The following is a 25,720-nucleotide window of genomic DNA, read 5'->3' on the forward strand; positions in this document are numbered from 1 at the left end:
GCAATTATTGTTGACGCCTGTAATGCCCTGGTACAACTCTGTGTGGAGGCCTCACCCCATGCCACTCGCACTCCTCGCCCTCACCCTCGGCGCCTTCGCGATCGGTACCACCGAATTCATCGTGGTCGGATTGCTGCCCGGGGTCGCGGACAGTTACGCGGTCTCGATTCCCACCGCCGGATGGCTGGTCACCGGATACGCCCTCGGCGTGCTGGTCGGCGCACCCGTGATGACCGGACTGGGCACCCGTATCTCCCGTAAACGCATGCTGCTGATCAGCTTGCTCCTGCTGATCGGCGGCAACGTACTGTCCGCCGCCGCACCGACTTTCGGGCTGATGCTGACCGGCCGCATCGTCGCCTCGCTGGCCCACGGCGCCTTCTTCGGCATCGGCGCCGTGGTGGCCGGAGCACTTGTGGCGCCGAATCGGCGGGCCGGTGCGATCGCCATGATGTTCACCGGCCTGACCGTCGCGACGGTCGTCGGCGTACCGCTGAGCACCATGCTGGGCCAGCACTTCGGCTGGCGGCTCGCCTTCGCGCTGGTCGCCGCGGTCGGCGCGCTCGCCTTCGCCGGAGTGCTGGCACTGGTGCCGGATCAGCCCGCCCCGCGCGACGCTCGCTTCACCCGTGAGCTGGCGGTGCTGCGGAACCCGCAGGTCCTGCTGGCCATGGCGATGACCGTGCTCGGTTTCGGCGGGGTGTTCGCCGCCATCACCTATCTGGCGCCGATGATGACCGAGGTCACCGGATACGCCGAAACATCGGTCACCTGGATCATGGTGCTGTTCGGCCTCGGCTTCCTGATCGGCAACCTGGTCGGCGGACGCTATGCCGATCGGCATCTGCTGCCGATGCTGTACATCACCCTCGCGGGCCTGGCGGTGGTGTTGTCGCTGTTCACCGTCACCGCGCACAACAAGATCGCGGCGGCGATCACCGTCGTCCTGATCGGCGCGCTGGGCTTCGCGACCGTACCGCCGCTGCAGAAGCGCGTGCTCGATCAGGCCGCGGCGGCGCCGACACTGGCGTCCGCTCTGAACATCGGCGCCTTCAATCTCGGGAACGCGCTGGCAGCGTGGCTCGGCGGCCTGGTCATCGCCGCGGGGTTCGGCTACACCGCACCGAGTTGGGTCGGAGTGGTCCTGGCCGCCAGCGCTCTCGCCCTGGCGGTGTGGTCGGGTGCGCTGGAACGGCGCACCGCGACCATCGTCGCTCCCGGCGAAGAGCTTGTGGCGGTGAGAGATCGACCGGAGGCGGCGATTACTCGACCGTGACGGACTTGGCGAGGTTGCGCGGCTTGTCGATATCGTAGCCACGCGTCTGCGCCACCTCCGCGGCGAAGATCTGCAGCGGCACCGTCGACAGCAGCGGCTGGAAAAGCGTTGGCGCGGCCGGGATCTCGATCAGATGATCGGCGAACGGCCGCACCGTGTCATCGCCCTCCTCCGCGATCACGATGGTCCGTGCGCCGCGGGCCTGGATCTCGCGAATGTTGCTGAGCAGCTTGGAATGCAGTACCGCGCGCCCCTTCGGGGAGGGCATCACCACGATGACCGGCAGCCCCTCCTCGATCAGCGCGATCGGCCCGTGCTTGAGCTCACCGGCCGCGAAACCCTCGGCGTGCATGTAGGCGAGTTCCTTGAGCTTGAGCGCACCCTCCAGCGCGACCGGATAGCCGACATGGCGGCCCAGGAACAGCACCGTCGACTGATGCGCGAACCGGCGCGCGATCTCGCGCACCTGAGGCGCGGTCTCGAGCACGCGCGACACCAGTTTCGGCATCGCCTCCAGCTCGCCGAATTCGCGGGCCACCTCGTCCGGGTACTTGGTGCCGCGAGCCTGCGCGAGGGCGAGGCCGACCAGGTAGTTCGCGGTGATCTGAGCCAGGAACGCCTTGGTGGAGGCGACGCCGATCTCCGGGCCGGTGCGGGTGTAGACCACGGCATCGGATTCCCGCGGAATCTGGGCGCCGTTGGTATTGCAGATCGCGAGCACGCGCGCCTTCTGCTCCTTGGCGTGGCGCACAGCCTCGAGGGTGTCGGCCGTCTCACCAGACTGGGAGATCGCCACCACCAGCGTGGACCGGTCCAGAACCGGGTCGCGGTAGCGGAATTCGCTGGCCAGCTCGACCTCGACCGGTACCCGCGTCCAGTGCTCGATCGCGTACTTCGCGAGCAGACCGGCGTGATACGAGCTGCCGCAGGCCACCACGAAGACCTTGTCGAACTCGCGCAACTCCTGATCGGCCAGGCGCTGCTCGTCGAGCACGATGCGGCCGTTGTCGAAGTGCCCCATCAGCGTCTCCGCCACGCCGGCGGGCTGCTCCTCGATCTCCTTCAACATGAAGTAGTCGTGACCGCCCTTCTCGGCGGCGGCGAGATCCCAGTCGATGGTGAACGGACGAGTCCGCACACTGTCGGTATCGCCGTGGAAATCGGTCACCACATAGCTGTCGGCGGTGATCACGACGGCCTGGTCCTGGCCCAGTTCCACGGCTTCGCGGGTGTGCTCGATGAAGGCCGTCACATCGGAGGCGATGAACATCTCGCCCTTGCCGACGCCGACCACCAGCGGGGTCGAACGACGCGCGGCGACGATGGTGCCGGGATGATCGGCATGGGTGAACACCAGCGTGAACGCCCCCTCGAGCCGCTGCAGGACCGCCAGGGCGCTGCCGACGAAATCACCCGCGGTGGGGCCGTCGGCATAGGCTCGCGCGACCAGATGGACCGCGACCTCGGTGTCGGTGTCACTGCGCAGTTCGACCCCGGCATCCTCGAGTTCGCGCCGCAGCGGGGCGAAGTTCTCGATGATCCCGTTGTGCACCACCGCGACCCGGCCGGTGACGTCACGATGCGGGTGGGCGTTGCGATCGGTCGGCGCACCGTGGGTGGCCCAGCGGGTGTGGCCCATCCCCGTGGTCCCGCCGAACGCGACGGCGCCCGCCTCGGTCAGTTCGGCCTCCAGATTGGCCAGCCGACCGGCCTTCCGCTCGACCGCGATGGTGCCCGCGCCGTCCAGGATCGCCACGCCCGCGGAGTCGTAGCCTCGGTACTCCATGCGGCGCAGTGCGTCCACGACGACGCCGAGCGCGTCCCGGTACCCGACGTAGCCAACGATTCCGCACATGGTGTCCCAGCCTACTTGGGCGCCGTGGACACGCGAATCGGACTGCTATCAATACTGGTGGCGCGCCCTGTCGGGGTACCGCGGTCCGACGGTGCGGCAATCCGGGCGCGCATCGGTAGAGTTCACCCTCGTGTCGGTGTCTGTGAAATCGCTCCTGAGCATTCTGACCAGCCCTGGTCCGCACCGGGTCAAGCGCGGCAATCTCGGCATCGCCGGCCAGCCCGGCGTGGTCTACACCCCCGAAACGGGCCACAATCTGCCCGCGGTCGCCTTCGCGCACGGCTGGCTCGCCGGTGTGGGCAACTACCGCAGACTGCTCGAACACCTCGCGTCCTGGGGTTTCGTCGCGGCCGCGCCCGACACCGAACGCGGCCCGCTGCCCTCGCACCTGAACCTGGCCACCGACCTGCTCACCACCCTCGACATCTGCGTCGGCGTCCGCCTGGGTGGCGGCGATATCAGCGTGCATCCGGACAAACTGGCTCTGGCCGGGCACGGCATGGGTGCCGGCGCGGCCGTCATCGCGGCCTCCCAGCGCAGGGTGGCCGCCGTCGCCGCGCTCTATCCCGCGCCCACCGCGCCCAGCGCCGAGGGCCTGGCACCGGAGATCGACACCCCGGCATTCATCCTGGCCGGTGGGGTCGATGTGTCCACCAACAATTGCGATGCCGTGGAACTGGCCGCCGCGTGGGGCGGGCCGCGCTCGCTGCGCACCGTCGACAAGGCCACCCACAACGGCATCGTCGAAGGCCGCCGGGCACTGGCGGCGCTGGGCGCCGCCAAATACGAGCCCAAGACCGAGCGCATCACCCGCGCCCTCCTGGTCGGCTATCTCAGCTACCAGCTTCTCGGCGACAAGAAGTACGAGGCCTTCGCGGATCCGGAAGCCGATATCCCGCACACCCGTGTGGTCGATCCGGAAGCGACGGAAGAGCCCGAGCCCGAGCGGTTGTCACCGCTCCAGCTGGTTCACGTCGCCCGCGCGCTGCGTAAATAGGAGCCGTCCGGATCGGCTGATCCGCAGCGCCCGGCCCGGCGACGTTCCCGGGTCGATCGGAGTCGAAGGGAACCGATCGGCGGGCCGTCACGTCGGATATGTTGACAGCCGGATTTTCCCGACGGAGGGGGTGGACAGATGGCCGACGCCGAGCAGGAAGCGGCGCGGGCGCGCAACGAGGCACTACGCCTGCAGGTCGACTCGTTGCTGGAGACGTTCGAACAGCAGCGTCGTGAACTCGCAGAGGTGCAGCGGCAACTGGCGGAGACGACCGCCGAGGCCTGGTCGTCGGACGGTCTGGTGCGGGTGGTCGCCAACGTCGCCGGTGTCGTGCTGGAAGTCCATCTGATTCCGGAAGCGTTCAAGCGATCCACTCCCGACAAACTCGGCAAGTCGATGGCCGAAGCCGCCCAGGCCGCCGCCCGCCAGGCCGCCGAACTGTCGCAACGCGCCTTCGCCCCGATCCAGGACGTCGCCGGTGATGTACCCGACCTGTCCGACATCGTTCCGGGCGCGCCCAGCCTCAAAGACCTGATGAGCACACTTCTTCCCGATCCGGCCGCCCCCGGGGCGGACGAGCGGCCCGAGCCGCCGGCCTTCGACGACGAAGACGAAGACGACTACTACCGCAATCGCGGATATCTCCAGGGGGACAACCGGTGAGCACGTTCAAGGTCGATCCCGCCGCACTGCGGGCGACCGAACCGAAGTACAACGACGTCTCGGACCGGGTGATCACGGCCGTGCAGAGCCTGAAGCAGATCGTCGAGGCCGAGGGCGAATGCTGGGGGGCGGACGAGATCGGCGAGAAGTTCGCCAAGGGCTACGTCGACCCCGCGGGGAAAGCCGTCACCACCGGCGGCAATCTCGGCGCCATCCTCTCGAGTATGGCGGGCAATATGGCGTCGGCCGCCGAGACCCTGCAGCAGCAGGATCAATCCAATGCCGGGTCGATCGCTCAGACCGAATTCTGACCGGCACCTCCCATGGGTATCGAAATCCCCACCGAACTGCAGTGGGTGGCGAAATACGTTGTCGGCGCGGGTGACTGGCCGAAGGGCGATGAGACCGCGATGCGGCGGCTCGCGCACGGATGGGATCAGCTCGCCGAGGCGCTGACCGAGATCAAGACGGACGCGGGTTCGGTCACCGATTCCGCCCTCGCCGCCGTGGACGGCCAGACCCACGACGCGATCAAGGAGCTCTGGGATCAGGTCGCGGGCGAGAAGGGGCTGTGGCCTGGCCTCATCGAAGAGGCCAAGGGCCTGAGCAAGGACCTCGGCGATACCGCCACCGATATCGAGCATACGAAGTACGTGATCATCGCGACCCTGGTGATATTCGCGATCCAGATGATCCAGGCGATCGCCACCGCCTGCACCGGAATCGGCGCACCGGTGGCGGCCGCGGAGGAAGCGGCCGCCCAGGTCGCCACCCGGCTCACCATCCGGCAGGCCATCAAATGGCTGATCGAGAAGATCTCCACCCGGGCTCTCGCCAAAGCCGCGATCATCGGTGTCGCACAGAGCGCCGGTGTCGACGCCGGTGCCAGCCTGCTGCAGATGGCGCAGGGCAAGCGCGGCGGATTCACCGGCGAAGAAGTGAAAGGACTGGTCGCCGAGAGCGTTTCGGGCGCGGTAGGTGGCGCCGTGGGCGCCAAACTCGGCTCCGACGGACTCGCGAAGGGTTTGGTGGACCGAGCCGAATCGACAGCGGGCAAATTCGCGGCCCGCACGGCCAGCGATGCGGTCGGCGGTGCGGTCGGCTCGGTCGCCGGCACCGCCGCGAGCGTTCCCTTCGGCGGCAAATTCGAAGTCGATCCCACCACGCTCGCGACCTCGTCGATCGCGGGCGCCGCACAGGGCGCGGTCGGCCAGGTACGAGAGGGACATACCAACACCGCGGGCCACGAGAACGGCGACTCCAACGCGTCGGACAACGACCGCCCCAACCCGAACTCACCCTCGAATTCGGCTCCCACGCAACCGAGCGGCACCCACGAGACCCCGAGCAATTCGCACACCGGCGACAACCCTCCACCGGCACAGCACGATACGACGCCACCCAGCTCCGGCTCGGCGCCGTCCTCACCGCACGAGAGCGCTCCGGCGAATCCCGCCCATACCGACGGCACCAGCGCCACCCCTCCGCACGACAGCACGCCCGCGAACCCGGCTCACACCGGCGACAGCCAACCCGAATCCGGTAGCCACTCTCCGGAATCCGCTGCGCCACACCATGACACGACTCCACCCGCCGACCGCTCGGTGCCCGAGCACAACACACCCGACTCCACCGGCACGCCCAGCGGGCACGACCAACCGTCGGCCGCTCACCCGACCACCCCCGAGCAACCGTCGCCCCCCAGCGGTTCGAGCCTGAACTGGGACTACGACACCCCCGCACACACCGAACCGGGCAACGCCACTCCCGACGGCCCGGCCGACACCGGAACGACGCCGCACGAACCGGCGTCGAACGGCACCCCGCCGCCCGCGCACAGCGATCAGCCGGCATCGCATCAGCCCGACGCCGGCACACCCGGGCCCGCACAGCATCCCGACGCGCCCACCCAGCCGCCGGCCTCCGCGCCGGAGGCCCCCGCCGGACAGCCGAATCACCCCACCGACGCGCAATCCGTACCGGCACAGGGCGGTTCGGCGGACCACCCGAGCTCATCCGCCGCCGGCGACACCAGAGCACCGACGGACACCGCACCGGCGACGACCCACGCGGCCACCACCGACACATCCGCCGCGACACCATCGTCCGGAACGCCCTCGATGGGCTCGATGGGTTCCCTCGGCTCGTCCGGAGGCGAAGGCACGCACAAGTCCAGCACGCCGAATCACAGTCCCTCCCAGCCTGAGACCCCCGCTGTGGACGGCCGGACTCCGCCGCGCGGGGCCGAGACCCCCACACGCCCGGACACCGGCCGCGCCTCCCCCGACAACACCGCGCGACCGGAACCGGCGCGCCCGGCGCCCACCCCCCGTCCCACCCCGAACGGTGAGCAACCGCGCCCGGCCCCGCGCAGCGACAACACGCCACGGGCGAACGAAGGCCGGCCCACGACGCCGGAGCGCCCCCCGGTCACCGATTCCGCTCGACCGGCCGACAGCACGCACGCACCGGAAGCCCCGCCGGCCAGTACAACTCACACCGACCCGCCGGGGCCTCGGTCGGATGCCCCAGCGCCGCACACCGACCGTCCGGCAGCCGGGCCGCGCGACGGCAACCCGGCCGGCACCGCACCGCGCCCCGAGGGCCCGCAACCGGATCAACCGAGTTCGCACCCCCACGGCGAAGCCGCCACCACACCCCCGGCGGAAACTCCCGCGCCCGAACACAATCCGCCCACCCAGCCGCCGGACCGTCCCGGCTTCGACCCCGCGGTGCACAAGTACGTCGCCCGGGACAACAACGGGCAGATCATCCTTCCCGACCCGTTCTACGCCGGCGGCTACAGCCCGCATCTCGACCGCTACCAGCCCACCATGGAAGAGATCTCGGCGGCTCGCGCCCATCCACCGGGCGAGAGTCCGCACGACGTGGAAGTGCGCCGCTGGGAGGACCACCACGCCGAAACACCGGAAGCCACGGCCCCACAGGAAAACTCACCGGCCGCAGCACACGCACCGGCCCGGGAAACCGTGCCGGCGCACGAGGCCGAACGACCGAATTCCCACGATCCGGCCGCCGACCGACCGGCATCGCACCCGTCGGACCGCCCGAACGAAAACGCCTCCACCCCACGCGACCACACCACCGATCCCGAACACCAACCCCGCCGTCCGGAGACCACCGCACCGCGCCGTGAGCCCGAACCGGCCACCCCACCGCGCTGGGCCCACCACGACCCGAACTTCATGGCGAATTCGATGCGCCCACCGGAGTTCATGCGACGCGGCGCGAACGACCCGGCCGGCAATCACCCGCACCCGGCACCCCGTCCCGAAGCCCACCGGCCGACCGATCGGCCGAACACGGGATCGCCTCACCCGAACCGCCCGCACCCGGAAACTCGACGCCCCGAAACCCCACGCGCGGAAACCCCACGCCCGGAAACCCCCCGGCCCAACCGAACCCACCCGGAAAACCCCCGTCCGAACCACCGACCGGGCGAGCCGACCACCCCCCGCCCGGAGCACGGTCCCCGGACACGCCCGGAGAACACGGGGCGGCCCCATCCGGACCCCACCCCGCGCCGGCATCCCGCCGCACCCCCGAGAGACGCCGCACCGTCGGCTCGGCCGACAGGAACGCGGCCGGAACCCAATCCCTCGCATCCTGCGAGTCACCCGCCCCGGCATCCGAATCCAGTCCCCGATCCGAACGTTGGCGCAACGCATCCGTCTCCGAACGGCCATCCCCCAGCGCACCCGGCCGGTGGCCACGATCAGCAGCACAGTCACTCTGCACCCAGAGATGAGGGCTACCTGGGCAGAGACGGCTATCGTCACTTCGCCAGCGATATCGCGGGCGAACAGTACGGTGAGCACCAACTCGGCCACGTATACGCGGGCCTTCCGGAACATCTGCGCCAAGCTGTTCACGCCTACACCGTTCAATCGCTGCCGAACGGTTTTCTTCGCGCACCGGATCCGATCGGCAGCGTCGGACAGTACTTTCAGCATCTGCACAACGAAAGCAATGGCGTTCATGCACTGGCGCCCTTGAACGGCGGCAGAATGCCCGGAACGCGCGCGGAACTAGAGCAGATGTGGCGCAACCCGCACGCCACCGACGCGCAGCGGGCGTGGATGCATCACACCCTCAGCGCACCAGATGTCAATGCGCGACTACGCGAGATGTGGGGCAACTACGAGCGAAACCAGCAGCTGCACAGCTACTTCGGTGAGCCACCGACTGTCGACGCCTTCCGTCGCCGAATCACGGCGATCGACAACGCACTGAACCACCCACTTCCGGAGCCCGTCAGTGCAATCCGCGGCGTGCACGACGTCTCTTTCCTCACCGCCGCGGACGGGCGTCCTCTCGGGGGACGCGACCCTCGGGCGCTGATCGGCGCCACGCAAACCGAGCAGGGATATATGTCGACCTCGCTCGGCGCCAACCCTACTGTCGTGGACGGCAAACCGTTCGAATACCGTGTGCGACTCGATCTTCCGGCCGGGACGCACGGGCTCTGGATGGGACGTGAGAGTGCGTACCCGGACCAGCGTGAACTGATACTGCCCCGCCAGACGCAGTATCGAATTCTCGATGTGACGCAAACCGGCTGGGCGAACGGCCGTCCGGTATACGAGATCCACGCCGAAGTCGTCCCCCATTCCCAGCCACAACATTCGCCGGCATCAGCTACGGAGCACTCGAACCACTCGAATTCGCCAGGCCGGGAAACGAACCGCGCCGATACGAATCCCGCTGGTCGCCGCGAATCGTCGGAACGCGGCACCGATAGCGCGCCTGCACATAGGCTGGTTCGGCCGGAAAACCCCGATTCCGGCACGCCTGCCACCCCCGGCAACAGAGCACCACACCCGTCGGCAACCGGTCATCCACCGCACACCACTCCGCAGCCCGGCCGTACCGAACAACCGCGCACCCCCGGTCCGACGACGACGCACCCAGTCGGGCGGGCCCCCGCAGAGACCACTCCGGCCGGGCAGCCTCACGAATCGCCGGCAGTCCGCAACGGCGAACCACCTGCATCGCACGCATCCGATTCATCAGCGTCTGCGCCCTCGGCGGCCCCGCGAACGACCAGCCCGATCGACGAGCAACCGACACGCGGTATAGAACCCGCTCACCCGAACTCCGCGGCGCGACTCGGCCCCGAGCCACATGGACGGGACAGTGATACAACTCCGGCAAGCACCGGACAGTCACATCGGGAACCACCCGCGCGGCACGACGGCGAGACGCCGTCGCGAAATGATCACCCCGCGAACCGGAATGATGCTCATCACGAGGCCGGGCGCTCACCATCGGAGCCGGCACACCGAGAGGAACAGCCGAGCCGAACCGAAGCCGAGCGTTCCGAACATCGTTCATCGAACGAGGCGGATCCGCGTCGAGTCGACGAAACCACGGGCGATCAACGGCGTGCACTGCGTGCCTACACCGACCCGGACGCCCACCTCTACACCGACCTGAACACCCGCCTGCGCGGTGGCATCGATCTCGACCCGGCACAACATCAACTAGCCCAGGATATTTCGGCTGCTCTCGACAATTTGCCGCCTCACACCGGTACCGTCTGGCGCGGCACCTCGCTGACGCCCGAAGAGATCGCGAGGTACGTACCTGGCGAGACCGTGACAGAAGCCGCCTTCACCAGCACGTCACGCGATCCCAGACGCATCTTCACCGGCAATGTCGAGTTCGTCGTCCACTCCAGTACCGGCCGTGACATTTCCGGCCACTCTCTGCGCCCTGGAGAACAGGAAGTCCTCTTCGACCGAAATACGACCTTCGAGGTTCGCGGCGTCGTCCACGACCCCAACGCTGGTTTGTTCGGGCGCACACGCATCTACCTCTACGAGACTCCGCCGCACGTGGGCGACAACCCCGTGGAGCACCCTGGCGACCACGAGCAGCCGGATGCCGACCACACGGACGAGCAGCCGGCGCACCCCGCCGATCCCGAGCATCCGGTTGCGCACGGCACCGACCGAACCGCAATCGGCGACGACCCACAGACCCGCCGTGTCTACGAAAACCTCCGCAACGAAGGCGAACACGACGTCATCGTCCACGGAAACCGCTTCGGTCGCCCGACCCCAGGCCACGAGAACGAGACCAGTCCAGAACGCGTCGCCGAGGCCATTCGCAACAATCCCCACTACGAACCCGGCACCCCGGTTCGGCTGGTCTCCTGCCACGCCGGAAACGAAATCGGCTGGGCCCAGCAACTCGCCAATGAGCTGGGTGCGCCGGTACGCGCACCGTCCGACACGGTCGGCGTGCGGCAGTCCCCCGATTCGCCCGCAGTTGTCCACGACGGTGGGCACTGGGTTACCTTCCATCCCGGCGAACCCACCCAGGCGCCTGAGCCAACACACCATGAACCGACGAGCGATGGGGAGTCCATCAGGTCGACCACCGACGGTCGCCTTGATGAATGGGACATCATGGACAGTGGGCCGCCGCCGGAGGATTCGGGCGGCAACGAGCATCGCCCCGGCGAAGATCCGGACTACCCGACACTTTCCGAAAAGACCCACCAGCGTGTGCTCGATTCCGATCTCTTTCTCCGTGAGTCCGGAATCGATCCCACCACAGTGCACGGAGATCTGCCGAGCAACCACCCCGAGCGCGTACGCCTAGCCGGTGTAATCGCCAATACCAGATTTCCGAGGCAAGCTGGGGATCTACCTGCCCGAGTAGCGCGGTTTGTCGCAGATTCCAGCACGCCGGGAGATCCCATATCATTCGTCGACCGATATGAGTATGCCCGAGCCAAATTCACAGAATTTCAGCGGCAAATCGATCTTTCGGAAAAGCCAGCCAACGAGTCCGGCAAGGCATATGCGGCACGCATGTTCAATTTGTCGGACGTTGCGTCGGACCTGTCGGCCGATATGCAGGAAGTAGCTGAACTCGGGTTTCACGCTGCCACCATCGAACCAGATGCGATGGGCGATGGCCTACAGGACTCGGTGCGACAGATCGAAAAGCTCGGCTTCCAGGAAGCAGCCGGCGCCGCCTATCACGCGGCAAAACACATCGAGGAATTACCGATAGTCGAGCGCGACGGGCTTTCGACCATAGAGGCATACCATGCGAGTGCGGCCCAAACTGTACGAACTGGAACTCTGGTCGCCAGAGAGACGGAATCCGACGGCACCGTTAAACTTGTATATCACCGCAGTATCATAGACGGAGACGAAAACACCAAGATGGAAGCCATCGTGAAAGTTGCAGCGGACGGTAGTGCGCGGATGGCGTCCTACGGCGAGCCGAAGGCTGTGAAGTAATGAGCGACGAATTTCCGTCCACAACCGAATGCATTACTCAGGTCATCCGCGACCTGGAAGTCTCCGATCAGATCTTCCAGAGCGATGGAGTGAAGAACACACGCCGTATCACCTATTTCGTTCGAGCTATGGTCATGCTCACAGGAGCGGAATCGCAGATACCTCGCGACAGTCAGCTTTCCGATGGTCAGATATTCAGTTATAGACACCAGGTGTCCCAGCTAGTGCAGGCCAACGCGGCCACGTTCAAGAATTTCCTGTTCGAGGTATTCGACAGAACTTCCCGCGCTATCACCGATGGATGGCGCACACCGTGCCTGTACCGCTCCGCTATCCAGTTCTTGCAGGACAATTTCAAAGGTATCGATCTAGTCTTGGACGACGAAGATCGAGAATTTATCGACGAGATCGACGAGATCTTCGAAGAGTTGGCGACCAGCATAGAACCACTACCGGCCAGCATGATTCCCCCCGGAATACCCGATAGCCATTGGTGGTGGCGCTTACCCTCTGCGACACCGAAAGAAGCGGCCGACGCCCGATACGACGACTGAGGCACATAATGCGAGAGATAAAGCCATTGGGCATATACCGGGAGATGTATTCCACACCAAAAGTCGAGTTGCCTAGATTGTCGGATTCATACACTATGCGCATAATAGGCGATCGCCAGAGAGTGGCCGATTACATGGAGGCCTGCACTCCGGTCTTCGATGTCCTCGAAGACGTCGTAGACCTCGTCGACGGTCGCGAGTGGATCCGAAGCGGTCCGACGCTCCTATCGGATGGCGCGTGGATCTGGCGCCTCGACTCGGTCCACTACCTTCGCCACTACTCGCTCGATATTCCCCAGGAATTTCTCGACCACGTCCAAAGCCGCGACTACCGGCCCGTGGACGATGTCGACGCCTCGGCGCCCGAATTCGACGACGCGATATCCGCCTACTTCTGAATCGGAGCCATCATGACCGATCAACCATGGCTACAGTCGGCAAGCCCCGAGGAACAGCGCAAGATCGACGAAAAGATCGCGACGCGCATGGGCATCACAGTGGAGCAGCTCCATGAGCTCGACCGTGAGGTGGCCGCCGATGTCCGTGCGCGGGACACGGTGCCGACGGACGAGCGCATTACAGACAACAATCCCAAGTTCACAAAAGGTTTCGGTCCCAACACTCCGGAGAACATGCTTCAGCCGGGGGAAATTCGCGAACACTACCGGAAGTCCGAGATCGACGACGGCGATGCGGGCACCGATCGCATCTAGGATCGAGGGCATTGTGAGAGGAATGACCGACAGATGACCGACCCGTCCTGGCCGGCAGAGCCGTGGAATGCGTATCCCGCGACTGCGTCGCCGCAGGGGCCATCCGGTCCCTACGAGCCTCCGCTGCCGCCGACGAATGATCGACCGACCGCCGGTCCGCCCGGCTACGGTCCGCCCGGCGGACCGGGTGCGCCGATCGCACCCCGAGCAACATACGACGGTTGGACCAGGCAACCGGTCATCTATGTGACTGTCACGCGACAGGGTGAATTCCTAGGTTGCCTCTGGGCATCGGAGACGCACAATTCCGCCGGTTTCATCCGCAAGATGTCGGGCGGCGATCCACTGTCCGACCCGTCGTGGACCGCCATCGACACGTGGGCCGACCGCTTGGCCGCCGCGTATGCCGACGGGCTCCCGGCCCAGCGAGCGGTACAGCAGTGGATCGGCGCACCGGAACATCCGGAGGGCGGCGGAATTTCATCGAACAGCCGGGTCCGACGCGCCGACAGCTTGACCGCACTCTACGAACTGGTGAATCCCGGAGGACCACCCCCGCCGAACCCGCTGGTGCAGGACGGCATGTACCCCGACGGCACGCCGGTCGACCGCTCGCAGGGTTGGGGGCCGCTGGTCAGCGCACCTCTACGCCGCTATGCGACAACCACATCCGGCGCTGTTCGCTTCCTTCCGATAGTGAAGGACGGCCGGCACATCGGCTATCTCTGGGCATCGGTCGACAACGACGCGGCCGACTACCTCCCGCTTCGCGCGGCCGGCGAGACAGCGCAAGCCGCAGCCGGTCTCTGGCAATTGCGACTCAGCCAGGGGTACGGGCAGCACATCCCGCCACTCCGAGCACTTCAGGACAACCGTCACCATCCTGAAGACCGCCTCTCGGGAATGATCCAGCCCAACGCCGAGTACGGCGAACTTCCATCGCTGGAGCAGCTGACATCTTTGGCGCAGCAATAGCGAAACGGCGAGGTTCGGACCGAAATAGAAAGTGTCGTGCGCTTTCTCACAGGCGGCAAGATTGTGATGCGGACGAGCGGAGGGAAGCCGGACAGGATCGATGCGTCGAAAGGGAAACTGGTCTCGGCCTCATTCGTCACAGATGGCAGGTGGGTGTGCTCTCGTGCATGCGCGTATCAAGCGATCGAGAGTCATCGTGGAGAGGAACCCCACCGCTGACCGATCCGGCCCCACCGCACGCCACATTCGAAGACGGGCTCGGTGCCTCGGTTGCTCAGACCAACCAGCTCTTGCGGCGGTAGAACGCGTCGTCCTCGTCTTCGTCGTCGATCGGGGCGACGGACTGGTTGGCCATTCGTGCCGCGGCGGAACGGGCGATGGCCTCGCGTTGTTCGCGGGCCTCCTCTTCCTCCCGCGCGCGTTCATCGGCCTCGGCATTGGCCTGGCGTTCCGCGTCGGCGATGCTTTGCTCGATTTGAGCGGCCAACTCCGCGCCACCGCCGACGAGCCGGCTGGTGGCATCTTCGTAGTCGGCCCTGAGGTTTCGCATCCAGCGGTCGTGCTCGTACATGAGTTCTTCGAGGTGGCGTTCCAGATCCATCTCAGTTCTCCCAGGTGCTCAACGGTGAACGGATCACAGCGGACCGGCCTCGGCCAGTTCGGCGCCGGAACCGCTGGGGTCGGATGGCGGGCCCTGTGGTGGTGGGACTACCTGTGGCTTGTGCTCGGTGTCGGACTGACGACGGGGCGGAGGCGGTGGTGTTGTCGGCGGAGTGGCCGGATTCGTCTGCCCGCCACCGCTGTTGCCCGGCTGGCCGCCGGAGTTCTGCGGCTGCGGGTCGTTCGGCCTCGGGTCGTCCGGCTTCGGCGCCAGCTGATCCGGTTTCCGCTCACCGCCGCCCGCATTCCCCGCACCGCCGCCCGGCTGCTGGCCGGGATCTGCGGGCTTGTGTTCTTCGCCTGCGGGATCACCGGCGCGTCCAGGGTCTCCCCCGTCGCCCGTCTTTGTATCCTCCGTGTTGATCACCGGATTACCGTGCTCGTCCAACTTCATGCTGTAGGTTTTGTTGTCGCCCGCACCGTCGGACATCATCACCTTCAGCTCGCCGTTCGGGCCCATCTCGAATGTGAGATGCCTTCCGGCGATATCGAATTCGGCCTTCGGCTTACCGTCGTCCGTCCCCTTCGCGTCGTGAGGCTGCGTCAAACTCTGCAACTGCTGCACAACACCGTCGACACCCTGCTGGATCGCCGTCGACAAGGCGGTGACGCCCTGACTCAACGACTGTCCGATCGTGCTGGCGACCGGCGACAACTGACTGGCGACCTGGCTGAGCTGCGCCAGGCCATCCAGCCCCGTGGTGGTGGTCGGCGATACCGACGAGGGAACGGTGTTGCTCGGCGTCGACGGACTGGGGCTCGGGCTGGGGCTGGGGCTCGGGCTCGGGCTCGGCGAGGGTGACGGACTGGGCTGCTGAGTACCCGCGGGCATCGGATAAGCCGAGACATCCATTCGCTCGAGCGCGGTCGAGATCACGCTGTAGACATTCTGGACCTGAGCCTTCGTCGTCGTACACAGCAGCTTGAAGCTGTCTACGGTCTTTTCGACGTGCGGAACAAATGTGTGCTCCAGCCAATCCAGGGCATGCGGACCTTGTTGCTGCGCAGCGCTCAATGGAACGAAAGCCGTGTAGGTTCCTGGCTTCTTGTATTCGACGGCGACCATCGTGAGCCAGTCGATATTGTTTCGACTGGTGTTGTCGATATCCGGCCCGTCGTCCTTCCAGAAAGCTTTGACCGTATCCGCCTTGTGCGTTACCGCCCTCCGAAGCGCCTCGGGAGCAACCGAGAGACCCGACGCCACTTGCTTCACCTGGTCGTAGTCGGTTTGGGCACGTCGAACTTGCTGATCCAGCAACGTATGCGCGTCGTCTCCGGCACCACCTTGCCAAATCGATTGCAAGGCCCCGAGCTGGGTTTTCTGTAGATCCAATTCGCCGGATGTTTCCGACACCACTCTGCTGACATCCTGCGCGAGGCTTTCCAGAGCGGCGATGTCCATATCCCGCTCGGTGTCGTAGAGGTCGCACATAGTGTCCCGGGTGGGCAACGAACCCCTGCCGAAACCGAGGTCCTGATGCACTCTTTCGTAGCGCGGCAGGTATTCCTCGAAATACATCAACCCGGAAGAACCTGCGTCCAGGATCTTGTTCGCACTCGCATCACTTGAAACGTTCAGCGTCATTTGTTCCCACTCCACCAGAAGAGACGCACATCAGACTCGATCTGTGGTCTGGGGCGGCGGTACGGTCAGATTGACACCCTGCGCAGTGAACTTCTCGACGCTGGAGTCGTCTACCGTTCCATAGTTTGTTGCGCTGGTGCTCATCGTTTCGCCAGTTTTCGCGATGGCGGTCTGCCAATTCTTCAGCCATGTCGTCAGACGACTCAGCGAGTTGTGCACCTTCTTGCCGTCGGCGGTGTACTCGCGACCGGCTTGTGGGCCGTCGAAGGTGTGTGAGGTCAGCAGTGCGGCTTTCCCGTCGACAACGCCAGCGGAGCCCTTGAGATTCGTCGCCATCTGCTGCAACGCGACCGTATCGACCTTGATGTGACCACCCGAAGCCATCCGACCTTCCCCTCCGTTATCGGCCCGCCACAGCAACCTGGCTGTGCCATCTCTATTTTTCGACGCAGGCGAAGCGCCTCAGGTTCCCCTGCTTACCCACAGCGCTCCTCCGACTCACCGTACGAGCGAATCTACTGGTCGATGCGGTAATCGGACAATCGGCTCCGAATCACTTGCCCATCTTGCCCTTGTCCACCTGGACCCACTCGGTCCTCCCGTCCGGGTAGTGGTGGAACTCCCAGGCCGAGTAGTCCCCGCCGTCGTCGACGATGCTGACGTGGTCGGCGAAGCCGTCGTGGTCCATATCGGACCAGACCTCCATGGAATGGTCACCGTGGAAGGTCTCGGTATCCAGAATGCCGTCACCGTTGATGTCCTGAGACGGATGGTTCAGCTCCACGGCGCCGATGCCGCCGAGGTCGGAGTGTGCGTCGACCTCCGGCAGGTCCAGGCCCGGCAGATCGCCCGAATGGATCATGTGCGTGCTCCTCGAGGGACGTGCGGGAATTTGTTCCATCCTGGCATCCGGGGACCGTGCGGCGCATCCCCTGCCGGTCAGGTTGTGGATAACTCAGCCGAGACGAGGTGCGCCGGGACGGTTGCCTGTGGATAACTAGCGTTCCGTTCTACTGCTTCGGGATGATGAGCCACAGGACCAGGTAGATGATGAACTGTGGGCCCGGCAGCAGGCAGGACAGGACGAAGAGCAGGCGAATGATGTTGGCGTTCCAGCCGAAATAGTCGGCGAGGCCACCGCAGACACCACCGATCCACTTGTCTGAGGTCGATCGGGTGAGGCGGCGGGTGGGGGCGGTCATGACGCTCTCCTTCGGTGACGGTCGTTCGCGGTGATTCCACTGTGCCGTCCACGCGTCCCCACCCACATCGGGCGCGAGACCCATCCGCACCCTGATTTCCACCGGGCCGGGCTCAGGGTGGTACCCCGAACCCGGCAGACTCGTATGAGTGAGTACGACTCTGCATGCGCACGACCTGTCGGCGCGACACGGGGATCGGGTGCTGTTCGAAGGTTTGGACCTGGTGCTGGCTCCCGGCGATGTGATCGGGCTGGTCGGGATGAACGGCGCCGGTAAGTCGACGCTGCTGCGAATGCTGGCCGAGGGCAGGCCGCAGGTGGGACGGATCACCCTGAGCCCACCGGACGCGACGATCGGCTATCTGGCGCAGGAGCCCGAACGCCTGCCAGAGGAGACGGTGGCCGGGTTCCTGGCCCGCCGGACCGGTGTGGCCGCGGCACAACTGGCGATGGATGCCGCCGCCGAACGTCTCGCGACGGCACCGGATGGCCCTGTGGCCGACGACTATTCGGCGACACTGGAGCGCTGGCTGGCGTTGGGCGGCGCCGATCTGGAATCACGGGCCGACGAGGTAGCCGCCGAACTCGGCCTCTCCGCCGGCCTTCCGCGGGGACTCGAAACCCCCATGACCGCGCTGTCCGGTGGCCAGGCCGCGCGTGCCGGCCTGGCATCGGTGCTGCTGTCGCGTTTCGACATCCTGCTACTGGACGAGCCGACCAACGATCTCGATCTCGACGGTCTGGCCCGGCTGGAGAACTTCGTCACCGGAGTGCGCACGCCGCTGATGGTGATCAGCCACGATCGGGAGTTCCTGGCGCGCACCGTGAATCGCATCGTCGAACTCGATCTGGCCCAGCAACAGGTGGGCGTCTACGACGGCGGGTACGACGCGTACCTGACCGAGCGCGAGATCGCGCGCCGGCACGCGCGGGAGGCCTATGAGGAGTACGCCGACACCCGGGCGGGTCTGGAGGCGCGGCAGGTGATGCAACGCAACTGGCTCGAACACGGCGTGCGCAATGTCCGGCGCAAGGCGCGCGACCCGCGAAAGGTGGATTCGGACAAGGCCGGTCGCAAGATGCGGGCCGAATCGACCGAGAAGCAGGCGTCGAAGGTCCGCCAGACCCAGCGGCGCATCGAACGCCTCGAGGTGGTGGAGGAACCGCGCAAGGAGTGGGAGTTGCGGATGTCGATCGCATCCGCGCCGCGCAGCGGATCGGTGGTGGCGACGCTGTCGAACGCTGTGCTCTCGCGTGGCGACTTCACCCTCGGGCCGGTGACGACACAGGTCGACTGGGGTGATCGGATCGTACTCACCGGTCCTAACGGTTCCGGAAAGTCCACACTGTTGTCGCTGCTGCTGGGCAAGGTCGCCCCGGACTCCGGCACCGCCACACTGGGATCCGGTGTCGCGATCGGTGAGGTCGACCAGGTGCGCGGGCTGTTTCGCGGAACTGCTCCACTCGCCGACACATTCGGCGCTCAGGTTCCGGACCAGCCCGAGTCGGAAGTGCGCACCCTGCTGGCCAAATTCGGACTTCGCGGCTCTCATGTGCTGCGGCCCAACGACACCCTGTCACCGGGAGAGCGCACCCGCGCGGCTCTGGCGCTACTACAGGCACGCGGGGTCAATCTGCTGATCCTCGACGAGCCGACCAATCATCTGGACCTGCCCGCGATCGAACAGCTGGAGCAGGCGGTCGAAACGTTCGACGGCACACTGATACTGGTCACCCACGACCGCCGCATGCTCGACACGGTGCGGGCAACCCGGCGCTGGCGGATGACCGGCGGACGGTTGGCCGACGACAACTGACCACGACCGATCGAAATCCCCGCCCGGGCGTCCGCCCGCATCGAATGCCGCACAGGAGAACCCGTTGGATCAGATCCCGCTGGGAGTGGACACCCGGATCACCCTGCTGATCGCCGGACTCCTCTTCGTCTGGGCCCTGTTGCTGGGAGTCTGGAAGTACCACGGCATGCGGACGTCCGAGCGGGGACAGGCCCATCCCTATGTCGATATCGCACATCGGGCCGCCCTGCTCTACAGCTTCGCCGCATTGCTGCTCGCGGTATTCGTCGAACTGTCGGACTGGCCGACCGCGGTGAATCTCGTCGCGGCCCTGATCGTGCTCACGTTCTTCGCCGGCGCCATCGCCTCCTATTGCCTGCACGGCCTCCGCCGTGACACCACCAACCAATTCCGCGGCGAGGTCGCGCTGCCGCTACGGCTGGCCATGTATGCGTTGATCGCGTGCGAGATCGGCGGCTTCCTGGTGCCGTTCACCGGATTCGTACACGCCCGGTTCTGATCGCCGGCCTCCGCCGTCAGCCCGGGGCGATACCCGTGATGAGGGTGCGGCCCGATTCACTACGGGTGCTGATGATCTGGGTGAAATCATGCGGTTGTTCGTCCGGCTTCTGCTGGGTGAGCCGAACCTCCCACTGCCCCTCGTCCCCGGTGCGGGTGATCTGTACGCAGTAGCGGGTCCCGACCGGAACCTGATTGATGCCGCGCTGGATCTGGTCGGCCGGCGGCACCGATGAATCGTCGGCGACAACGGCGTGCGCGGCATAGCCGGAGCGCTGCACGTAATACGCGCGTTCGAACGCCAGGATGGCGTCGGGCCCGGTGGCGGTGCCGCCCGGATCCGTCCCGGACACCACCTCCGCGGAGCGCTGCTGTTCGCAGCCGTCGGTGGCGATCGGCGAGGACGGCGCCGAGGAGGCCGACGGTGACGCCGTAGGCGCGGAGGTGGGCACCGGGACGGCCGCCACCATCGGGGGCCTCGTGGGAGCCGGTTGGGATCGGTTGCCGGTGTGGATGACGGTCAGTACCACCGAGACGACCACGATGCCCACGCCGACCACAGTCAGTGCGGCCAGAAGCTTTTCACCACGACGACGGTCGCGCCGGGGTCCTGTCTGCCGCTGCCGCGGATGACGCAGCGCCGGACCCGGATTCCCGCCCGAGCGATCGACGATCTTCGGGACCAGTGTCGCTTTGTCCACCAACTCGGGATCCTCGAGCGGACCACCGACCGGTATGCGCCGTGGCTCGGGCTCGACGATCGGCTCGGCCTGCGCCCGCTGTGCCGGTTCGAGCCACTGTTCCCAATCCCCGGCCGGATAGACCGGTGACCCCGGAACGGGCCGGGGCGGTGTGGGAACCGCCGCGGCACCGCGGGGTACGGCGGTGGCCGGGCGGCGCGAAGTCCGCCGACCTTGCCCCCGCTTGCGGCCCTGCTTCCCCACGGGGGTGCGGACCATCGGCAGGCCGAGGTCGAATGGGTTGTCCTGCTGCGGATCCTGCTGCTCAGACCGTGTCATCGCCGAAGTCGCCGATCACAGCGGCGGGAACAGTGGATTCGGCCGCCGGCACGGTGACACCGAGCTGACCGTCGCGAGGTTTGTGCTCCTGCCCGCCACTGTTCGGTGGCGGCAAGGCCATACCCCCTGCCACACCGCCAGGATGTGCCGGTGGTTCCGGTGCCGGCGCGGGCGGCGGCGCGGGTACCGGGATGGACGGCTTCGGCATCGGCGCCGGAGCCGGAGCAGGCGAGGCCGAATCCGCTTTGTCCGATTGCGCCTTATCCCCCTTGTCGGGTGCGGGCGGACTCGCTCCCGGGATGATCGAACCGGGGCCGGTCGTTCCGGGCGTGGCGTGGCCGACACCGGGGCCGAAATCGAAGAGCTTCCCCTGCGAATTTCCGGAAGTACCCGCCGGATTGGTCTTGTCCCCGTTGGCGTTGTCCGGGTTGATCAGCTGGGGAATGGCCTGGTCCACCGAGGAGGCCACGGTATCGATGGTGTGCGTGCCGACCTCGGCGATCTTGTCGATCAGGTGGGTACCGATATCCACCCCGGCGTTGATCGCGGAGGTGCCGACGTCGACCCCCGCCTGGATCAGCAGTTGCTGCAGCTGGAGCTGGGCGAGCTGAGCAGGATCGATCGGCTGCCCCGGAACCCCGGGTTGCCCGGGGACCGCGGCGTATTGGCCGGGAGTCGCACCGTAGGAGCTCGGCAGGTCGGGAGTATCGCTCAGGGATTGATGGGAGCTGAGCCCGGCCGGAGTGGTGACGGTCAGCGGGCCCATCTCGTCGAGCCGGCGCGAGTGATCGTCCATCTCGGTGCGCGCCGAGGTGACGGTGGTGATGGCATCCCGCAGCGCCTGCGTGGCCCGGGTGATGACCGCGTCGGTATCGGGTGCGGAGCTGGCGTTGCCCAGGATGGTGCGCGCATCACGCCGGAAATCGGCGATGATGCGATCCACCCGGCCGGCCGCGCGCGCACTGGTGGCGTGGGCATCCGACAGCACGCCCAGATAGGCGGGCCCGCGGTCGGAGATATCACCGATCTGAGTTTGAGTGGTGCGCAACGCCGGAACGGTCGCGTCCGAACCGGGGCCCGTCCAGGTCGACTCGAGCGCGTGCACACCGTCGCGGTGCGGACCCTCGGTATCGGCGGCCTGGGTGGACGCGTTGGACAGGGCGCCGCTGATGGTCGCGTTGGGAGTGGCGACACCGGTTCCCAGCGATGCGCGCAGGGCCAGCAATGGCCGCATCAGAGTGGCGACGATCGGCGGATCCACATTCGGATCGGAACTCGCTGCGGGCGTGGCGCTCTCGCCACGATTGGCGGACGGTCGCCGCCGCAGACCTGTCGCGCGCCTCATATCCGCTGCTCCGTCCGTGCGATCGCGGCGGCCGAATCCTCATCGGAGCCCTGCACACCCGCGGTGTAGGTGGTGAGCGTATGCCCGTACGCCGACACCAGCTTCCCCGCGGTGGACAGTGCCTCCGCGTGCTCGGAGACCGCGGCCGCGAACTTGGCGGCGAAATCGGCACCCACCAGCCCCAGATCGGCCGCGAGTTGTTGCGGATCGACCGCGCTCGCCGTGACGGTGGCCGCCGAAGCGAGCTGCTGGGAAACGGAATTCGCGATGGCGGTATAGGTCGCCATGGCCGCGGGATCGACCCTCATCACCGCATCCGGCGTGGTGACGGGCTCGGGCGGCCGCGAACTCGTGGAATTGTCGAGCGTCGGATTCTGGTCCAGCTTCAGCGGGTCCACTGTTCCCCCTCACGGAAATCAAGCTTCGCTGTCGCATCATGATTCGCGTCCCACAATACTTCCCGGAACCGACAGTCGCGCCCCGATCTCCGGGACCGCCGGGGCCGCGACGCCGTTCAACGCCCTCCGGCACTCCCCGTTCCCGCCGGTTACGACCCGCCTCGACCAGCGCGGACATCTCCGGATCCGATCGGACGCGCCGCGTCGGCGGCCGGGGCAGACCACGGCACTGCCGCACCCCTACGCTGCTCGCGCACCCCGTCCATCGTCCGGACCGTTCGCATCGACGATCACACCGAGGCGACACACTTGGCGAGGTCGTCGGCGAGTTGCTTGGCCCGGTGCGGTTCGGTGGCCTCGACCATGACCCGGATGAGCTGCTCGGTCCCGCTCGGACGCAACAGCACTCGACCGTTGTCACCGAGCGCTCGCTCGGCCTCGGCTACCGCCTCGCGCACCTCCGGTGACGCCGCGACCGCGGCCTTGTCGGTAACCGGAACATTCACCAGTACCTGCGGCACGGTGGTCACCACGCTCGCCAGATCGGCCAGACCGCGACCGGTTTCCACCATGCGCGCCATGAGTTTGAGGCCGGTCAGGACACCGTCCCCGGTGGTTCCGTACGCGGGAAACACCACATGTCCGGACTGTTCGCCGCCCAGGCTGTAGCCACCGCGGCGCAATTCCTCGAGCACGTAGCGATCGCCGACCGCCGTGGTACGCACCGTGATTCCGGCGTCGCGCAGCGCGATGTGCAGGCCCAGATTGCTCATGACGGTCGCGACCAGGGTGTCCTGCGCGAGTTCACCGGACTCGTGCATCGCCAGCGCCAGGATCGCCATGATGGCGTCACCGTCGACGACGGATCCGGTGGCATCGACGGCCAGGCAGCGGTCCGCGTCGCCGTCGTGTGCGAGGCCGAGGTCGGCGCCGTGTTCGAGCACCGCGCTCTGGATCTGCTCGAGATGGGTGGATCCACACCGCTCGTTGATGTTGAGCCCGTTCGGTTCGGCGTTGATCGCCACCACCCGCGCACCGGCTTCACGATAGGCGGCGGGGCCGACATCCGAGGCCGCCCCGTGTGCGCAATCGACGACCACGGTGATGCCCGACAGATCCCGGCCCGTCGCCTCCACCAGATGTTCGACATAGCGCTCGTGGGTTCCGGCGAGACTGTAGTGGTCGTCGACATGGCCGTCCGCGCCGGACAGGCTGAGCACCCGCCCGATACCCGCGCCGGTGGGCCGGACGAAGGTGCGCGCGCGGACCAGTTCTTCGATCTTGTCCTCGGCGCTGTCATCGAGCTTGTGGCCGCCGGCAGCGAAGATCTTGATGCCGTTGTCGGGCATCGCGTTGTGCGAGGCGGAGATCATGACGCCCAGGCAGGCGTCGTAGGCGGCGGTCAGATAGGCCACCGCGGGAGTCGGCAGCACGCCGACCGACAGCACGCTCATACCGGCGGCGGTCAGGCCCGCGGTCACCGCGGCTTCCAGCATTTCGCCGCTGGCGCGCGGATCCCGGCCGACCACCGCCACCGCGCGCGGCCTGCCCCGGCCCAGCACCTGTGCCGCGGCAGCCGAGATATGCAGTGCCAGTTCCGGACTCAGTGATTCGTTGGCCAGACCGCGGACTCCGTCGGTGCCGAACAAACGCGCCATCTCTCTCGCCCCTCGGGTTGCATTGCGGTATGCGCGGGACCCGGCGTGATCACGCAGGCTGCCCGCCCCGGCCTACCGTCGATGGATACAGCACGAGAGCAGGCGCCCGAGGTGGGCGCCTGCTCTCGTACCGGTGTCGCGGCGACCGGACTCCGTCCGGTGCCACCGAGTGGCGCCGGACGGAGCGGCCGCGCGCTGCAAGATCAGCGCTTCGAGTACTGCGGAGCCTTGCGGGCCTTCTTGAGGCCGTACTTCTTACGCTCGGTGGCGCGCGGGTCACGAGTCAGGAAGCCGGCCCGCTTCAGGGCGGGACGATCGTCCGGGGTGACCTCGATCAGCGCACGGGCGATGGCCAGGCGCAGCGCGCCGGCCTGACCCGACGGGCCGCCGCCGACCAGGCGGGCGTGCACGTCGAAGGTCTCGGTGCGCTCGACGGTGACCAGCGGGGACTTCACCAGCTGCTGGTGCACCTTGTTCGGGAAGTAGTCCTCGATGGTGCGGCCGTTCAGCACGAACTGACCGGAGCCCGGCACCAGGCGCACGCGAACCACGGCCTCCTTGCGGCGGCCGACGGTCTGCACCGGACGGTCGATCAGGACCGGAGCGGCGAAGGTCTCGGACTCGGTGTACTCGGCCTCGTAGCCGGCACCTTCGTCGACGACCTCCACAGCGGCCTCTTCGACGTATTCCTCGTTGAATTCCTCAGGAGCGGTCACTGGGCCACCTGCTTGATCTCGAACGGAATGGGCTGCTGGGCCGCGTGCGGATGCGCCGGGCCGGCGTAGACCTTCAGCTTGCGCGCGATCTGGTTGCCCAGCTTGTTCTTCGGGATCATGCCCTTGATGGCACGCTCCACCACACGCTCGGGATGGGTCTCCATCACCTGACGGACAGACCGGGTCTTCAGACCGCCCGGGAACCCGGAGTGGGTGTGGATGAACTTGCGATCGGCCTTGTTACCGGCGATCGCGATCTTGTCGGCGTTGATGATGATGACGAAATCGCCACCGTCGACGTTCGGAGCGTAGGTCGGCTTGGTCTTGCCACGCAGCAGATTCGCTGCCTGCACGGCAAGGCGGCCGAGCACTACGTCAGTGGCGTCGATGACGTACCACTGCCGGGTCACGTCACCCGCCTTCGGGCTGTACGTAGGCACAGTGCTTCCCTGTCTGTCGTTGATGCTTCTGCCGGCCTGGCGAGCGGTCGAGTGATCCCGGCGGCCGGTG

The 25,720-nt window shown here is 66.7% G+C and carries 23 protein-coding genes; 11 read left to right on the plus strand and 12 right to left on the minus strand.

Features of this window, described 5'->3' with window-relative positions:
• Nucleotides 1-58: 58 nt before the first annotated feature.
• The gene (locus tag LKD76_RS27075) at nucleotides 59-1,276 is read left to right on the plus strand and encodes an MFS transporter (RefSeq protein ID WP_227984230.1); all 1,218 of its coding nucleotides are present in this window, start codon (nucleotides 59-61) and stop codon (nucleotides 1,274-1,276) included.
• On the opposite strand, the gene glmS is transcribed toward LKD76_RS27075, so the two are convergent.
• On the minus strand, nucleotides 1,263-3,131 hold the full coding sequence (glmS, locus tag LKD76_RS27080; RefSeq protein ID WP_227984231.1) for a glutamine--fructose-6-phosphate transaminase (isomerizing): 1,869 nt from the start codon (nucleotides 3,129-3,131) through the stop codon (nucleotides 1,263-1,265). The two genes, LKD76_RS27075 and glmS, sit on opposite strands and share 14 nt — an antisense overlap.
• A 130-nt stretch (nucleotides 3,132-3,261) precedes the next feature.
• Between glmS and LKD76_RS27085 the strand changes: the two genes are divergently transcribed.
• The 8 genes from LKD76_RS27085 to LKD76_RS27120 all read left to right on the plus strand — a co-directional run bounded on the left by LKD76_RS27085 (nucleotide 3,262) and on the right by LKD76_RS27120 (nucleotide 14,313).
• On the plus strand, nucleotides 3,262-4,128 hold the full coding sequence (locus LKD76_RS27085) for a dienelactone hydrolase family protein (RefSeq protein WP_227984232.1): 867 nt from the start codon (nucleotides 3,262-3,264) through the stop codon (nucleotides 4,126-4,128).
• A gap of 138 nt (nucleotides 4,129-4,266) precedes the next feature.
• On the plus strand, nucleotides 4,267-4,791 hold the full coding sequence (locus LKD76_RS27090; protein WP_227984233.1) for a YbaB/EbfC family nucleoid-associated protein: 525 nt from the start codon (nucleotides 4,267-4,269) through the stop codon (nucleotides 4,789-4,791).
• Entirely contained in the window at nucleotides 4,788-5,102 is a 315-nt protein-coding gene (locus LKD76_RS32435) for a WXG100 family type VII secretion target (protein ID WP_443678163.1), read from the plus strand. Before LKD76_RS27090 ends, LKD76_RS32435 begins: the two co-directional genes overlap by 4 nt.
• 12 nt (nucleotides 5,103-5,114) lie before the next feature.
• Entirely contained in the window at nucleotides 5,115-12,071 is a 6,957-nt protein-coding gene (locus tag LKD76_RS27100; protein ID WP_504828449.1) for an ADP-ribosyltransferase, read from the plus strand.
• The gene (locus LKD76_RS27105; RefSeq protein ID WP_227984236.1) at nucleotides 12,071-12,625 is read left to right on the plus strand and encodes a hypothetical protein; all 555 of its coding nucleotides are present in this window, start codon (nucleotides 12,071-12,073) and stop codon (nucleotides 12,623-12,625) included. The genes LKD76_RS27100 and LKD76_RS27105 overlap by 1 nt, the downstream gene beginning before the upstream one ends.
• A gap of 122 nt (nucleotides 12,626-12,747) precedes the next feature.
• Complete coding sequence (locus LKD76_RS27110; RefSeq protein ID WP_227984237.1) at nucleotides 12,748-13,023, plus strand: hypothetical protein; 276 nt, start codon at nucleotides 12,748-12,750, stop codon at nucleotides 13,021-13,023.
• Nucleotides 13,024-13,035: 12 nt separating this feature from the next.
• Nucleotides 13,036-13,338: a hypothetical protein gene (locus tag LKD76_RS27115; RefSeq protein ID WP_227984238.1), complete on the plus strand. Its 303-nt coding sequence runs from the start codon at nucleotides 13,036-13,038 to the stop codon at nucleotides 13,336-13,338.
• A gap of 327 nt (nucleotides 13,339-13,665) precedes the next feature.
• Nucleotides 13,666-14,313 (plus strand): hypothetical protein, encoded by a 648-nt coding sequence (locus LKD76_RS27120; RefSeq protein WP_227984239.1) that lies wholly within the window; start codon nucleotides 13,666-13,668, stop codon nucleotides 14,311-14,313.
• 274 nt (nucleotides 14,314-14,587) lie between these two features.
• Here LKD76_RS27120 and LKD76_RS27125 read toward each other — a convergent pair whose 3' ends face one another.
• The 5 genes from LKD76_RS27125 to LKD76_RS27145 all read right to left on the minus strand — a co-directional run bounded on the left by LKD76_RS27125 (nucleotide 14,588) and on the right by LKD76_RS27145 (nucleotide 17,760).
• Nucleotides 14,588-14,914: a hypothetical protein gene (locus LKD76_RS27125; RefSeq protein WP_227984240.1), complete on the minus strand. Its 327-nt coding sequence runs from the start codon at nucleotides 14,912-14,914 to the stop codon at nucleotides 14,588-14,590.
• A 33-nt stretch (nucleotides 14,915-14,947) separates the two neighbouring features.
• Complete coding sequence (locus LKD76_RS27130) at nucleotides 14,948-16,558, minus strand: WXG100 family type VII secretion target (protein ID WP_227984241.1); 1,611 nt, start codon at nucleotides 16,556-16,558, stop codon at nucleotides 14,948-14,950.
• 30 nt (nucleotides 16,559-16,588) lie between these two features.
• Entirely contained in the window at nucleotides 16,589-16,942 is a 354-nt protein-coding gene (locus LKD76_RS27135) for a hypothetical protein (RefSeq protein ID WP_227984242.1), read from the minus strand.
• Between the two features lie 169 nt (nucleotides 16,943-17,111).
• Nucleotides 17,112-17,420 (minus strand): DUF6802 family protein, encoded by a 309-nt coding sequence (locus LKD76_RS27140; protein WP_227984243.1) that lies wholly within the window; start codon nucleotides 17,418-17,420, stop codon nucleotides 17,112-17,114.
• Between the two features lie 148 nt (nucleotides 17,421-17,568).
• Complete coding sequence (locus LKD76_RS27145; protein WP_227984244.1) at nucleotides 17,569-17,760, minus strand: PspC domain-containing protein; 192 nt, start codon at nucleotides 17,758-17,760, stop codon at nucleotides 17,569-17,571.
• A 148-nt stretch (nucleotides 17,761-17,908) separates the two neighbouring features.
• Here LKD76_RS27145 and LKD76_RS27150 point away from each other — a divergent pair, with 148 nt between their 5' ends.
• Nucleotides 17,909-19,576 carry an ABC-F family ATP-binding cassette domain-containing protein gene (locus LKD76_RS27150; protein WP_227984245.1) on the plus strand — a complete coding sequence of 556 codons (1,668 nt, stop codon included), beginning with the start codon at nucleotides 17,909-17,911 and terminating at the stop codon, nucleotides 19,574-19,576.
• 64 nt (nucleotides 19,577-19,640) lie between these two features.
• Complete coding sequence (locus tag LKD76_RS27155; protein WP_227984246.1) at nucleotides 19,641-20,075, plus strand: hypothetical protein; 435 nt, start codon at nucleotides 19,641-19,643, stop codon at nucleotides 20,073-20,075.
• Between the two features lie 16 nt (nucleotides 20,076-20,091).
• On the opposite strand, the gene LKD76_RS27160 is transcribed toward LKD76_RS27155, so the two are convergent.
• The 6 genes from LKD76_RS27160 to rplM all read right to left on the minus strand — a co-directional run bounded on the left by LKD76_RS27160 (nucleotide 20,092) and on the right by rplM (nucleotide 25,650).
• Complete coding sequence (locus LKD76_RS27160; protein ID WP_227984247.1) at nucleotides 20,092-21,093, minus strand: DUF8176 domain-containing protein; 1,002 nt, start codon at nucleotides 21,091-21,093, stop codon at nucleotides 20,092-20,094.
• Nucleotides 21,080-22,438 carry a hypothetical protein gene (locus LKD76_RS27165; protein WP_227984248.1) on the minus strand — a complete coding sequence of 453 codons (1,359 nt, stop codon included), beginning with the start codon at nucleotides 22,436-22,438 and terminating at the stop codon, nucleotides 21,080-21,082. Before LKD76_RS27165 ends, LKD76_RS27160 begins: the two co-directional genes overlap by 14 nt.
• Nucleotides 22,435-22,836 carry a hypothetical protein gene (locus LKD76_RS27170; protein WP_227984249.1) on the minus strand — a complete coding sequence of 134 codons (402 nt, stop codon included), beginning with the start codon at nucleotides 22,834-22,836 and terminating at the stop codon, nucleotides 22,435-22,437. Before LKD76_RS27170 ends, LKD76_RS27165 begins: the two co-directional genes overlap by 4 nt.
• 290 nt (nucleotides 22,837-23,126) lie before the next feature.
• Nucleotides 23,127-24,494, minus strand: a complete 1,368-nt coding sequence (glmM, locus tag LKD76_RS27175) for a phosphoglucosamine mutase (protein WP_227984250.1) — start codon at nucleotides 24,492-24,494, stop codon at nucleotides 23,127-23,129.
• 203 nt (nucleotides 24,495-24,697) lie between these two features.
• Nucleotides 24,698-25,210, minus strand: a complete 513-nt coding sequence (gene rpsI, locus LKD76_RS32065; RefSeq protein ID WP_025347315.1) for a 30S ribosomal protein S9 — start codon at nucleotides 25,208-25,210, stop codon at nucleotides 24,698-24,700.
• Nucleotides 25,207-25,650 carry a 50S ribosomal protein L13 gene (rplM, locus tag LKD76_RS27185; protein WP_227984251.1) on the minus strand — a complete coding sequence of 148 codons (444 nt, stop codon included), beginning with the start codon at nucleotides 25,648-25,650 and terminating at the stop codon, nucleotides 25,207-25,209. Before rplM ends, rpsI begins: the two co-directional genes overlap by 4 nt.
• Nucleotides 25,651-25,720 lie beyond the last annotated feature (70 nt).

Source organism: Nocardia spumae, assembly GCF_020733635.1.
GTDB lineage: Bacteria > Actinomycetota > Actinomycetes > Mycobacteriales > Mycobacteriaceae > Nocardia > Nocardia spumae.